The sequence below is a fragment of the Acidobacteriota bacterium genome, from assembly GCA_016700075.1.
Lineage (GTDB): Bacteria > Acidobacteriota > Blastocatellia > Pyrinomonadales > Pyrinomonadaceae > OLB17.
The window spans coordinates 2,758,575-2,771,891 of sequence record CP065000.1 but is presented as its reverse complement, the minus strand read 5'-3'; the positions used below and the strand labels follow the sequence as shown (position 1 = coordinate 2,771,891).

At 52.2% G+C, this 13,317-nt stretch carries 14 protein-coding genes; 7 read left to right on the top strand and 7 right to left on the bottom strand.

What is annotated here, in order from left to right; all coding sequences use genetic code 11:
* Positions 1–5 precede the first annotated feature (5 nt).
* From panB to IPM50_12570, 3 genes are read left to right on the top strand one after another with little or no spacing between them, the layout of a single operon-like run.
* Positions 6–866 (top strand): 3-methyl-2-oxobutanoate hydroxymethyltransferase, encoded by an 861-nt coding sequence (gene panB / locus IPM50_12580; GenBank protein ID QQS32478.1) that lies wholly within the window; start codon positions 6–8, stop codon positions 864–866.
* A 6-nt stretch (positions 867–872) separates the two neighbouring features.
* A complete protein-coding gene (locus tag IPM50_12575; protein QQS32477.1) occupies positions 873–1,727 on the top strand; it encodes a pantoate--beta-alanine ligase in 855 nt (284 codons plus the stop codon).
* A gap of 60 nt (positions 1,728–1,787) precedes the next feature.
* The gene (locus IPM50_12570) at positions 1,788–2,294 is read left to right on the top strand and encodes a TlpA family protein disulfide reductase (GenBank protein ID QQS32476.1); all 507 of its coding nucleotides are present in this window, start codon (positions 1,788–1,790) and stop codon (positions 2,292–2,294) included.
* On the opposite strand, the gene maf is transcribed toward IPM50_12570, so the two are convergent.
* Positions 2,291–2,881, bottom strand: coding sequence for a septum formation protein Maf (maf, locus tag IPM50_12565; protein QQS32475.1), 591 nt, complete (start codon positions 2,879–2,881; stop codon positions 2,291–2,293). The two genes, IPM50_12570 and maf, sit on opposite strands and share 4 nt — an antisense overlap.
* Before the next feature lie 67 nt (positions 2,882–2,948).
* On the opposite strand from maf, the gene IPM50_12560 reads away from it, so the two are divergent.
* The 4 genes from IPM50_12560 to gatA are packed head-to-tail and all read left to right on the top strand — an operon-like array spanning position 2,949 to position 5,617.
* Positions 2,949–3,410, top strand: coding sequence for a DUF721 domain-containing protein (locus IPM50_12560; protein ID QQS32474.1), 462 nt, complete (start codon positions 2,949–2,951; stop codon positions 3,408–3,410).
* Complete coding sequence (gene gatC, locus IPM50_12555; GenBank protein QQS32473.1) at positions 3,411–3,692, top strand: Asp-tRNA(Asn)/Glu-tRNA(Gln) amidotransferase subunit GatC; 282 nt, start codon at positions 3,411–3,413, stop codon at positions 3,690–3,692.
* Positions 3,689–4,177, top strand: a complete 489-nt coding sequence (locus IPM50_12550) for a hypothetical protein (GenBank protein ID QQS32472.1) — start codon at positions 3,689–3,691, stop codon at positions 4,175–4,177. Before gatC ends, IPM50_12550 begins: the two co-directional genes overlap by 4 nt.
* A gap of 33 nt (positions 4,178–4,210) precedes the next feature.
* Positions 4,211–5,617, top strand: a complete 1,407-nt coding sequence (gene gatA / locus IPM50_12545) for an Asp-tRNA(Asn)/Glu-tRNA(Gln) amidotransferase subunit GatA (protein ID QQS32471.1) — start codon at positions 4,211–4,213, stop codon at positions 5,615–5,617.
* On the opposite strand, the gene IPM50_12540 is transcribed toward gatA, so the two are convergent.
* The 6 genes from IPM50_12540 to IPM50_12515 form a co-directional block, all read right to left on the bottom strand.
* Positions 5,618–7,855: an EAL domain-containing protein gene (locus tag IPM50_12540; protein QQS32470.1), complete on the bottom strand. Its 2,238-nt coding sequence runs from the start codon at positions 7,853–7,855 to the stop codon at positions 5,618–5,620.
* Between the two features lie 214 nt (positions 7,856–8,069).
* A complete protein-coding gene (locus IPM50_12535) occupies positions 8,070–10,193 on the bottom strand; it encodes a S9 family peptidase (protein QQS32469.1) in 2,124 nt (707 codons plus the stop codon).
* Positions 10,194–10,276: 83 nt separating this feature from the next.
* Positions 10,277–11,137, bottom strand: coding sequence for an ABC transporter substrate-binding protein (locus tag IPM50_12530; protein QQS32468.1), 861 nt, complete (start codon positions 11,135–11,137; stop codon positions 10,277–10,279).
* Between the two features lie 3 nt (positions 11,138–11,140).
* Positions 11,141–11,896 (bottom strand): class I SAM-dependent methyltransferase, encoded by a 756-nt coding sequence (locus IPM50_12525; GenBank protein QQS34527.1) that lies wholly within the window; start codon positions 11,894–11,896, stop codon positions 11,141–11,143.
* Positions 11,897–11,901: 5 nt separating this feature from the next.
* Entirely contained in the window at positions 11,902–12,576 is a 675-nt protein-coding gene (locus tag IPM50_12520; protein ID QQS32467.1) for an SH3 domain-containing protein, read from the bottom strand.
* 37 nt (positions 12,577–12,613) lie between these two features.
* Positions 12,614–13,231, bottom strand: coding sequence for a UbiX family flavin prenyltransferase (locus IPM50_12515; protein ID QQS32466.1), 618 nt, complete (start codon positions 13,229–13,231; stop codon positions 12,614–12,616).
* Positions 13,232–13,317: the final 86 nt, after the last annotated feature.

Sequence of the window (13,317 nt, the reverse complement as noted above, 5' to 3'; positions counted from 1 at the left end):
AGTTTATGGCCTATCTTCAGCCCGATAAAGAAGGAAAAGTTTATCTGCCTGCGATCCGCGCGGCAAAAGATATCGGTGAAAAGCTTGTCTGCCTGACAGCATACGATTATCCGACGGCGAGGATCGTTGATGAGGCCGGAGTGGACATGATCCTTGTCGGCGACAGCATCGGCAATGTCATTCATGGATACGGTAATACTATCCCCGTTTCGCTGGATGAGATCACCTCCGCCTGTATCGCTGTAAAACGCGGTACCGAGCGGGCAATGGTCATCGCCGATATGCCGTTTGGTACCTATCACGTCAGCGAGAACGAAAGTGTAAAGAACGCACTTCGCCTCATGAAGTACGGGGGAGCCGAGGCTGTAAAGCTCGAAGGCGGCCGCAATCGTGTCGATCTGGTCAGGCGACTGGTTGATGAAGAAATTCCGGTCGTCGCTCACATCGGCCTGACACCTCAATCTGTTTATAAGATGGGCGGCTATCGTGTTCAGGGCCGAACCGCGGATCAGGCGAAACGCCTTCTCGATGACGCAAAACTGTTGGAAGAGGCGGGGGCCTTCGCGATCGTTCTCGAACTTGTTCCGCGGGAGCTCGCAGCGATGATCACAAGAGAGCTGGAGATATCGACCATAGGCATCGGAGCAGGTGCTGATTGCGATATACAGGTTCTCGTCCTTCACGACCTGATGGGAATGACCTTCGGCCGTCAGCCCCGGTTTGTGCGCAAATACGCCGACCTTCGCCAGGTCATGACCGACGCGATCCATGCTTGGACCGGCGATGTCCGTTCGGGTGCATATCCTAACGAGGACGAATCTTACGGTCTTACCGCAGAGACCTTGGCAGAATTGGAAAATTCCTGATAACACGTGGAGATCATCAATCGCCGACAGCGAATGTTCTCGATATCACGCAAACTGCGGCGTGAGGAGAAAGTTGTCGGCCTAGTCCCTACTATGGGAGCTCTTCACGCGGGCCATTTAAAGCTCGTCGAAGAAGCTCGCCAAAGCTGCGATGTCGTCATAGTGTCCATCTTTGTCAATCCGACCCAATTCAACGACAAAGGCGACCTAGAACGATACCCTCGGAACCTCACATCTGATGCTGCGATGCTGGCGGATTATGACGTTGACTACGTCTTCGCTCCCGATGTTGAGGAAATATATCCTGAAGGCTCGTCCACCTACGTTACTGTAGAAGGTATCTCCGAGGGCCTCGAAGGAGCGTCGAGGCCCGGGCATTTCCGCGGCGTAGCGACGGTTGTCACGATACTGTTCAATACCGTTCGCCCCGACAAAGCGTTTTTCGGGCAGAAAGACGCTCAACAGGTCGCAGTGATAAAGCGGTTAACCTCTGACCTCGGCTTTGAGACCGAGATCGTAGTCGTCCCTACGATCCGCGAAGCATCGGGCCTGGCGATGTCATCGCGAAATGCTCTTCTGACCGATGCGCAGCGTGAAAAGGCCGTTGCTCTAATCGAAGGGCTGCGCGAGGCAAAGATCGCGTTCAAAAAGGGTGAACGAAATGCGCTGCATTTAGCTGAAATGGTTCAAAAACGAATTGAAGGCGAGCCTCTTGCGCGGCTTGACCACGTAGCTGTCGTTGACCGCGAGACGATGCAACCTATTGACAAGATTGGAGATAACGAAGCATTGATCGTGGCTGCGGCATTTTTCGGGGAGGTTCGCCTGATCGATAACGTCATTTTGAATCGCAAGCATTAGATTGGCACCCGTTTTGCATCTAAATTAGCGGAAGGCCGTGGTTCGGCCAAAGGAGGAGCTATGAAAAGAGCGGTCCAATTCACGATCTTCGCGGTTTTTGCCGCAGTTTCGGCTATTGCCGTTTCGGGTCAGACGGTACTTTCGACCACTGACAACAGGCGAATCGACCTTGAGGATCATCGCGGAAAGGTGGTGGTCGTTGCTGTCGGGGCGGCTTGGCTTCCGCTATCGACCAAGCAGGCCGAATTCACGAATGCCCTCGCCAAGAAATATTCCGGTCGCGATGTTGTTTTCTATTTCGTCGTTACGGACTCGATGAATTCCCGCTCGCGCAATTTCGCTGATAATGCCGCGATCGACAGATTTACAGCCGACAAAAAGTTGACGATGCCTGTACTTCGCGATTCGGACGGGGCTGCGACAATGAGACGCTTTAAGGTCGATCAAATACCTTCGTTCGTGATCTTGGACAAGGAAGGCCGGCCTGCGGTCGAGCCTTTCGGCGGACTTGATCCGAAATTCGACCTCACAGGCCCGATCTCGAGGACCATCGATCGGCTGCTTTAGACCGCCGAGGTCTGCTGGACTTCTTGGAGCTGCCAAAAAAGACGATAAACGAGTCCGATAGGAAGCCCTACTACATTCCAGTAATCACCCTCAATTCCGGTAATGAAAAGAGCGGCCTGTGCCTGAACGGCATAGGCCCCTGCTTTGTCCAATGGTTCGCCCTTCTCGGCCAGAAAATCGATCTCAGCATCGTTCAAGCTGGAAAAGATCACGCCAGTCCTCTCAATACCGGAAGCAACGCTCTCACCTGAAACCAACGCTACACCTGTTAAGACCTCGTGTCTGCGGCCGGAGAGCAACTTCAGCATTCGCCGGGCATCGTCCAGATCCGTAGGCTTTCCAATGATCTCACCATCGATCACTACCGTCGTATCAGCCCCAAGCACTATGCGGCCCGGCATTTCGGACGCAACAGCGGCCGCCTTTTCAATTGCAAGTCGCACGACGTAGTCCTCGGGCGATTCGCCGATGACCGGCGATTCGTCAACGTCCGCAACACGCTTTTCGAATTCCCAACCGACGGCCGCCATGATCTCAGATCTTCGAGGGCTGCCGGAGGCAAGTACTATTTTGGGAAGGGTTATCATTTCGGTCGTGATTTAATCTTTTCGGATTTCTAACTTATGATGATAGTAGCCGTCCGGATAAACGCAAATGGAGCACATCGGCAAAGCTATCGCAAAAGCACTGAGGTCACTGGAGCCGAATCCGGTGCTGGAAAAGATCCTTGTAATTTCCGCTTGGGAAACTTGTGCCGGCCCGTTGCTTGCGAAACAGACCAAAGCTATCGGATTTTCTGGTGAGCGATTAACCGTTGCCGTAAAGGACGAAACTTGGCAAAAGCACCTCGTTGACCTGACCCCACAGCTCTTGGCAAAACTTAACCGGGCCCTTGGTGAGGGAGCGGTTACATTCATTGAGATCGAGGTCGATCCACAGCAATTCGGATCGGAAGAAATTTCCGGGAACAGGAACTGCGTTGACGGCCGGACAGCAGCCATTCCTGACAGGGTTCTCTCGGCTTCTGCATCGATCGAAAGTGAATCACTGAGAGAGGCATTTTTGGATCTCACGGACCGCATGAGGCACCTGGAAGAAAAGAGAGTAAAAAGCTGAATGGACGTCAAAAAAATAGCAAAACTCGCCCATCTCGAGATCACTGATGCCGAGGTTGAGGTGTACACGCCTCAAATGCAGGAGATCGTCGCATATATCGAGCAGCTGAATGAGCTTGAGACTGAGAATGTCGAGCCGATGCTTGGCGGGCTGACGGCCGAAGGTATGGCAACATCGACGTCCCGTGAAGATACGCCGGGAGACTCGTTTTCTCAGCACGAGGCTCTTTCCGAGTCGCCCTCTGCGGTAGTAGGTCATTTTCAGGTACCGAAAGTGCTATGAAATTCGAGTTCTGTCCGGATCGCGAAAAGAGGCCGCAGCTGCGTGTAATTCGGGGGATCTTTGTCTGGGTTCTCGCGACAGTATTGGGCGCGTGCGGTGTTCCGAATCTGGAATCACAGGAGTGTACAGAAGCAAGGATCTCGCTGCGGGTATTCTATTCTTTTCACTTCGACCTTGGTGTAACAGAGGATCCAGTTGAGGATCTTGGTGCCAGGCGGCGGTTTCTGACGCGGGAATTCGGACAGACGATCGGTGATCTTACTGCTTCAACAAAGGATCCGTTCACGTTGTCGGATTCGCTGCCGACCACATTCAAACTTGGTGAGTGTTCGAGCAGCGGGAATAACGCGGTGTTTCGGGTCCAGGTTTATTGGCGGGACGATCACAGCACAGTTCAAAAGGATCTTTATACGGCAATGAAAAAGGTCGACAGCGGATGGCTGTTGAATGAAATTTCGGCAACGCCGCTCTCACTGCAGCGGTGACCTCATCCGTCGCAATGACCGCACAGAAACAAGATGTCACTCGTAAATGAAATTCAAAGAACGCTGGATACGGCAGAAACGCTTAATACGAAGTTGAACGCCTTCATCTCGATCGAACGCGGTCACGCTGAGGCCCAAGCTCAAGAGTTGGATCGGCAGACCGAACGCGGACCGTTGAACGGGATGGCGATCGCCGTAAAGGACAATATCTGCACCAAAGGGATGCCGACGACTTGCGGTTCCCGTATTTTGGGCAATTATCACGCTCAGTATGACGCAACAGCGGTCGCACGGCTGCAGGATGCTGGCGGCATAGTCGTCGGAAAGACGAACATGGACGAGTTCGCTATGGGCTCGTCAAATGAATCATCCGCATTCGGCCCTGCCAAAAATCCTTGGGACATTGAACGCGTGCCGGGCGGCAGCTCCGGCGGCTCAGCTGCCGCTGTGGCGGCAGGCATGGTCCCCGCAGCTTTAGGCTCCGAAACCGGCGGTTCGGTGCGGCAGCCCGCTTCACTTTGCGGAATAATTGGACTCAAGCCTACATATGGCCGTATTTCGCGTTTCGGACTTGTAGCTTTCGCGTCATCATTGGATAACATTGGCATCTTCGGCCGAGATGTGAAGGATGTCGCCGGCGTATTGAAAAGCATCGCAGGGCGTGACCCAAAGGACTCGACCTCTGCCGATGTTCCCGTTCCTGACTACCCGGAAGATCTGGAGAAAAGTCTTGAAGGAAAGATCATCGGAATACCGCGCAGCCTTCTTGGTGAAGGGCTGGACGACGAGATCCGATCATCAGTTTTGGCGGCAGCGGAGCGATTCGCGTCGATGGGAGCAAGGCTGATCGACATCGATCTGCCGCACGTTCGCTACGGCATCGCCGTTTACTACATCATTGCAACGGCCGAAGCTTCTTCTAATCTGGCGCGTTACGACGGTGTGAGGTACGGTTTCCGAGCCGAAGAAGCGTACGAACTGCGTCAAATGTACATGAAAACGCGCGAAAAAGGATTTGGCCCCGAGGTAAAACGCCGAATTATGCTGGGCACTTATGTCCTTTCTAGCGGCTACTACGACGCCTATTACGCTAAGGCACAAAAGGTCAGAGCCTTGATCAAACAAGATCACATAAATGCATTTGAACGGTGTGACGCGATCCTGACGCCAACCTCGCCGTCAACCGCATTCAGGTTGGGCGAGCGCAGCGACGATCCGCTTGCGATGTATCTGAGCGACATCTATACGGTATCGGCAAACCTTGCGGGCGTTCCTGCGATCAGTGTCCCTTGCGGACTATCCTCGGACGGCCTGCCTATTGGTGTTCAACTTACGTGCGACTTTTGGAAGGAATCAACGATGCTCAATCTTGCCCATAAATACCAAACCGAGTTTCCGCTCGAAGCGAAACCCTCGGTATTTGCAGGTGATCTCGGGTGATCAGGCGATACGAAGAATGTTTTGATCTCTCGGTGTGCCGACGGATGCCGGCACAGGTTCGGCCGGGCTCGCGGGCAGAATGTTCTGCCAGCGGCGGTTGTCCGTGATCAGACGTTCGATCTCAGCGACGGGCAGCGGCTTCGAGAACAGATATCCTTGGCCATATTCGCAGCCGAGGATACGAAGCTGGTGAAACTGGTGTATGCTTTCGATTCCCTCTGCAACTACTTTCAGGTTCAATGCCTTCGCGAGGGCGATGACAGTTCTGACGATCTCTCCGTTCTCGGTATTTTCCTCCATCGCACTAACGAATGAACGGTCAACTTTGAGCTGATCGATAGGAAACCGGTGCAGATAGCTAAGGCTAGAATATCCAGTACCAAAATCATCGATGCTGATCTGCACGCCGGTTTCTTTTATCTGCTTTAGCATCAGGATAGCAGTTTCGGCGTTTTCCATGACCGCGCTTTCTGTTAGTTCAAGCTTCAACTGGCGTGGGTCGATACCTGTTTCGGTAATGACAGTGTTGATCTGCTCGACCAACGCCGGGTGTGCGAAGTGTTTGCCCGAGAGATTGACCGCAATGCTTAGCGGTGTTCCCTGCTGGAGCTGCTTTTGCCATTTCACCGTCTGTGTACATGCCGAGTGAAGGATCTGGACCGTCATCGGAATGATCAAGCCGGTCGTCTCGCTGATCGGAATGAACTCATTCGGCGGGACAAGTCCACGCTGCGGGTGATTCCATCGAACAAGGGCCTCAAAGCCGACGAGCGTAGCCGTCTCCAAAGCAATGATCGGCTGGTAAAAGAGTTCAAATTCGTTCCGTTCTATTGCGAAACGCAGATCTGTTTCGAGCTGCAGCCGGGTAACAGCTCGGATGTGCATCTTTTGGTCAAAGATGACGTAATTGTCCTTTTGGTTATCCTTCGCATAGTACATCGCGATATCGGCATCGCGAAGGATGTCTTCGGCCTCAGGATATTTTGAGTTGCCATATGCAATACCGATCTTGGCACTGGTAAACACCTGCCGGCCGTCAAGCGTGTACGGCTCTGCGATACGTTTCGCCAAACGGTCGGCAAAGGCGGTTGCCTCATCGCGGCTGAGAAGGTCTTTCAAGATAATTCCGAATTTATCTCCGCCGAACCGCCCTACCATATCATCTTCTCTAATGAGGCCGGACAAGCGTTTTGCAACATTCTTGATGAGCCGGTCGCCTAATGAATGGCCGAGACTGTCATTAATGGTCTTGAAACTTCGGAGGTCAAGAAAAAGTACTGCGAAATTGCACTCTGCGTGCTCCCTGCTCTGGACCAAGAGTTCCTTTAAGGCCTCAATGAAGAAGTTTCTGTTTGGAAGTCCGGTCAAGGCATCATGAAAGGCCGCGTGGCGGAAATTTTCATGGCTTTCCTGCAGAGCCGCTCCGCTGCGTTCCAGTTCCTCGACGTAGTGCTGTAGCTCCTGCACATGCGATTCCGCCTGTTCTGCTCGTTCGCGTTCGGCCTCGCGGGCGATCTCGACGGTCTTTTTCAGGTCCTCTACAAATCGCCGGAACGTCAGATAGATGATGCCGAATACTGCGACGACGGCCGCGAACAAATATATGTTCATGTGCTCGAGAGCCTTGACTATGATACCGGCGACAAGTGCACCGGTAACATACATCAGTACCGCATCAAAGCAGTTTTCCGTCCAGACTTTCCAAAATCTCTGTTCTTTTTTCAGCGCGGTATAGACCGCAACCAAGAAGGAGTTGACCGCGAACAGCACCAAGGCCATTACGCCGAGCAGCCATACGAAACTAGTGAACTCACCACGCTGCATGATAAGTTCCGTCGAACCGAAAACATATGTTACAGCCTGGGAAGCGGCAAAGACCGCGATAGCAGCAAAATATACATTCACCAAAATGGTGCGGGGTCTTATCGCAACGCCATTACGCTTCAAATTAACGGAAGCGAAAAGCGTTTCGATCATCGCAAGAAATACAGTAACGCCGCCGCCATAAAGCAGCAGAGATAGGATGATCAACCCGTCAGAGATCGTTAAATGAATATTGACCCGAGGAAGCTGGATCCTGAGGTAAATGCTGCAGAAGATGGTCAACGCTGTCAGCGTGATTACACCACTGTCGATATCCGCGGGGGTGATGCTTAGGATCGAGTAGATCACCGCCGCCAATGCAAAAGGCGTCGCGGCGGCGATAAATATGTTTACTGCTTTGTCGTTCGTCAGCATCAGCCGATTTTCTTCTAGGACGGGCCCCGCTGTTGGGAGGATTCTATTTGGTTAGGCTAAAGAAGATGAGAGCCGATAAATGATCGGCAACTGTCATTATAGTTAAAACTTTTTGTTTTTCCAACAAAAATCTTTTCTTTTTTAAAAATTTCTATTTGGCAATAAAAATGGGCGGCCTTGGGCCGCCCCTGTGATATTCAAATGATCGCTTCTGCTATTTCTCAAACCCGACCTGAGTCAATGCATAGGCATACTCAAATGCGATCTCTTTCAGGCGATCGTAGCGTCCCGACGAACCGCCGTGGCCCGCGCCCATATTTGTGCGCAGCAGAACGACGCTGTCATTGGTCTTATACTCGCGGATCTTTGCAGCATATTTCGCACCTTCCCAATACGGCACCTGGCTGTCATTCAGCGAGATATCAACCAGCATATTCGGATATGCCATCTTCTTTATCTGATCATAAGGCGAATAGCTGAACATATAGTCCCACGCCTTTTTATCGTCCCGAGGATTGCCCCATTCGACCCACTCTTCCGTGGTGAGCGGCAGCGTATCGTCTATCATTGTGTTCATGACATCAACGAAAGGAACCTGCACGATCGCGGCCTTGTAGAGCTCCGGTGCCTGATTCATTACGGCACCCATCAGCAGGCCGCCGGCCGATCCGCCTTGGATGACAAGCCTGTCTGCGGAGGTATATTTGTTCTTGATGAGCCACTTTGAACAATCAACGAAATCATTGAACGTGTTCATCTTCTTGAACATACGACCGTCCTGACGCCATTGCTCGCCGAGCTCGCTGCCGCCGCGTATATGTGCGATAGCGTAGATCATTCCCCGATCGACAAGTGACAGCCTGTTCGTTGAGAAGTTCGGCGTCATCGAATATCCGTAAGAACCGTATGCGTACAACAGCATCGGCGACTTACCGTCGAGCTTAGTTCCCTTTTTCATCATTACGGAAACCGGCACCTTCACGCCGTCCCGCGCATCGGCCCAAACGCGAACCGTCTCATATTTTGAACGGTCGTAGCCGCTCGGTATTTCCTGCTGCTTGATCAGCTTCGACTTGCGGGATGCGAAATCAAATTCATAGGTCGAATTAGGCGTGATCATCGAAGAATAGCCGTAACGCACGACGAGCGTATCGTATTCGGGATTGTACCCAAGCCCCATCGTGTAAACGCTCTCGTCGGTCGGTATTCGCATTGGAGCCCTACGCGTTCGTCTGTCCATCACGCGGAGGTATTCAAGTCCGTTCTCAAGCTCAGAAACAACTGCGTAGTCTTTGAAGAAGTCGATCCCATCGATCTTCACCCTCGGGTTGTAAGGAATGAAGGCCTTCCAATACCTCTCGTTCGGATCTTTCTGCGAAACACTCATGACCTTGAAATTCTCGGCATCCTTGTTCGTGCGGATGTAGAACTCGCCGCGGTCAAAATCAGCGTAATACTCGTGGCCTTCGCGGCGGGGAGCCAGCACGCTGAACTTTCCGTTCTTCACGGCATTAGCCGGCAAATAACGATATTCAGTGGAGGTCTTCGCATACGATGCAATGAAATACATCTGCCCGTCGCGTGAGCGTCCGACGCCTGAATTAAAATAAACGTCCTTCTCCTCAAAAATAAGCTCTGTGTTCTTGGTGCCGAGTTCGTGCCGCCAGATCTTGTCAGAACGCTTGGAGACCTCATCTTCCTGTCCCACAAAAAGGTATTTCCCGTCGGGCGACCATTCGGCCGACGTTACGCGCTCTATCGTGTCCGAAAGTATCTCACCGGTTCGCAGGTCCTTCACCTGCAGCAAATACTGCCTGTAGCCGGTGGTATCGGTTGCAAACGCAAGCAGATTGCCGTCGTCGCTTGGTTCAAAGATCGAGATAGCAAAATACTGAAAGCCTTCGGCCATTTTGTTCTGGTCAAGCAGGATCTCCGGGTTTGCACCGTCCGATGTCCGGCTTCGAAGATATGTCGGATATTGCTTTCCTTCCTCGACCTTAGTGAAATACCAATAGTTCCCTTTCTTGTAGGGAACGCTCAGGTCGGTCTGCTTGATGCGGCCGAGCATTTCTTTGTACAACGAGTCGACGAAACCTTTGTGTTTGCCCATATGGTGTTCGGTATAGGCATTCTCGTCCTCGAGATATTTGATTATCTCGGGATCTTTCTTGTCGTTTCGATCTCGCATCCAGGCGTAGTTATCCACGATCTCATAACCATGGATCTTCAGAACGCTGGGAACTTTTTTAGGTACCGGTGGCTTCATATCTTGCTGTGCGGAAATAGAAATGGCCGCGGCAAATACGGCGGCCAAAAAAGTGATCATGAATTTTTTCATTGCGGCGAAACTCCTCGACATTTTAGATGGTCAGTATTGCTGATACGCCGTACCCGCAATATTGGTTTCCGAAAAGCCCGGGATCAACCGACGAACTCAACATCCACCTTGTGCGGGATGATGCCTGCCTTGTGGCCTTCGTCGAGAAGCAGTTTCACGGCTTCCCTCCCGCGGTCGCCGTAGTCCAAGGTAAGGTCGTTGACCCACATCGCGACAAATCGGTCGGCAAGTTCCGGCTGCATATCGCGAGCGAACTGCATAGCGTAGGAGAGTGCATCTTCGCGGTTCTCCATCGAATATACGATCGAACGGTGTAGGTGCTTGGACACCTGTTCCATCAACTCCGGTCCGAGGTCGCGGCGGATCACATTTCCGCCCATCGGCAGCGGCAATCCTGTTTTCTCGAACCACCATTCGCCGAGGTCTATCACCTTGTGAAGTCCTTTCTGATGATAGAAAAGCTGTCCCTCGTGGATCAGCAGCCCTGCATCGGCAAGGCCGTGCTGTACGGCATCGATGATCTCATCGAACGGTACAACGATATGCTCAAAATCCCTATTGAAGATCCTCAGAGCCAGATACGCACTCGTCATTTCGCCGGGAACAGCGATCTTCAACGAACCGATCTCATCTGCGGATTTCGGTTCGCGTGCAACCACGATCGGACCGTACTTATCACCGATGCTTGCACCGTGCGGCAATAATGCATACTTATCTGCAACATATGAGTAGGCATGGAACGAGATAGCAGTTACATCAAACACGCCGTTCTTTGCATCTTCGTTTAATGATTGGATGTCTTTGAGAGTGTGCTCAAATTTGAGTCCTTCGGTCTCGAGCTTGTTGGTCGCCAGCCCGTAGAACATGAAAGCGTCGTCAGAATCGGGTGAATGGGCCAGAGTGATGGTACGCAATTCGGGAGTGTCGTTATCGTTTGAAGACATAAATCATAGCCGCGAAATATAAACGCGGGTGTCGTAGAAAATCTCAATTCTATCGTTTTCGGCGTGTTTGGCAAACAACGCCTGCAGGCTATCGATCAATTCGCCATAAACCGGTGAATCAGCGGCCGGCATATATGATGACGACCTGACCCTGCCGATGACGCCTTCCAGATCGAGCGATTGAATGTTCTTGAATTCGAACAGCTCAAAAGGCGCGTCGAAAAATTTGCCCACGGCGTCGGGGCCAAACTTGTCGTGCCGGATCTCGCTGTAATCGGTAGCATATCTCAGAAGCAGTCCTTCGTATTCCCGCAAAAACTCGGTCGCATCGAGCAGCCGCTCGTTCCACATCAGCACAATGCTTCCGCCGGGACGCAGGATCCGGCGAAATTCCTTAAGCGTTTTCGCCTGATCGAACCAATGGAACGCCTGTGCTGCGATGACAGCATCAACGGAATCATTACTTAGTCCGGTTTTCTCGGCTGCCGCCGCCGTAGTCGAAAAATTGTCAAAGCCCGCCAAATATTCCTTCGCTGCAGCACGCATTGCGTCATTGGGTTCGATGCCGATGACACGGATGCCGCGTTCGAGGAAAGGCCGCGATGAGATGCCCGTGCCGCATCCGATGTCCGCGATCGTCGAAACCGCAGACAGGCCGGCTTCGCGAATGATCGCCTCTATCGCGCCTACCGGATACGAAGGGCGGTATTTTACATAGTCATCTACACGGTCCGAAAACCTTTGTGTCGGGTCCAAAATCACACCTAATCGCCCGCAATAAAAAAGATCATTCGCCACGCACCGCGTTTTTTCTCAAATCCGGCACGCAGGTCTATCGGGCTGCGTATGTAATCGGCACTGACGAAGCCTTTCTTCCCGCCGAGCGTTTCGACGTAATACCAAGCAAATCTACCGCTCTTCTTGGTGATCGACCTCTGTCCGTCAACTTTGACCATGTTGTACGAAAGTTTGTCGATGACCCGTGAATCTGTGGTCGGTCGTTCACGAAGATTAACGTCGAAGCCAAATATCGCTTGATATTCGAACGCGTCCACTTCATCCGGCCATGCTGAGAATGTATATGGAGCAGCGAATTGTTTTGGAGCATTCGGCTGATTTATGAACTTGCCGCCGTTCTTGATAACTAGCCCGAATTCTTTCCAGAACTCACTGTTCGCGCTCTCCAATTTCCATGTCCGCTTGAATGTTGCCAAGCCCGCATCACCGCCGAAGCTGAGCTGAATTCGAGGATCGACTATCGAATAGATATACCTGGCGTCCTTCTTATCGACCGCCGTGATCAGCCTGTTGCGAAACGCAAGGAACGACGCATCTTTCGACGCTTCGTCTACAGGCCGCACAAATCGCTCTTGTGCGAGAAGCGTAAGACCGCAAACGCTGAACAATACTAAAAGACCGGCAACTCTTAACGCTTTCATACCGTTTCTCTACCTTTTTCTCTCCACTCGTCACTCGTCACTCGTCACTTACCTCTTCACCCGTCCATTGTGTTTTCCGTGAGTGCGATATCCCGAACTGGTCGAGAATTCGATAGCAAAGATGATCGACAAGTTCTTCGATACTTTTCGGCCGATGGTAAAATCCGGGACTCGCGGGCAATATACTGGCACCCGCGTGCGACAGCCTCAGCATATTTTCCAAATGGATCGCGTTATAAGGCGTTTCGCGCGGGACGATGATAAGTTTGCGGCCTTCTTTCAAACAAACGTCCGCAGCACGATGGATCAGATTCGTCCCTGCACCGCTCGCTATCGCGCCAAGCGTGCCCATCGAACACGGCACAATGATCATGCCGTCCTGCTTGTGAGAACCGGACGACGGCTTTGCCGCGAGGTTATCGAGCCGCCAGAAGCGTATCAGCTTGGAACCGGCATCGAGCCCTAACCACTCATTGAATTTCTCCGCCGTCGGCTCCTTCAAATTTACGCTAAGCTCAACCTGTGCCACTATCGCCGCAGTGCCTGACATGATCAGATTGATCTGCTCGACCTCGCCGCTTTCAGCAAGAAGCTGCAGCGTTCGTTTCGCATATATCGTGCCGGAAGCACCCGTAATGGCGACGGTCAATTCCATATTCACCAACTCTATAACTTTCGCGTTTCCGTTGCTAACAGTTTCGTCGAAAAAAGGCTGCCGATGCCGACAGCCTTGTTCGCAAA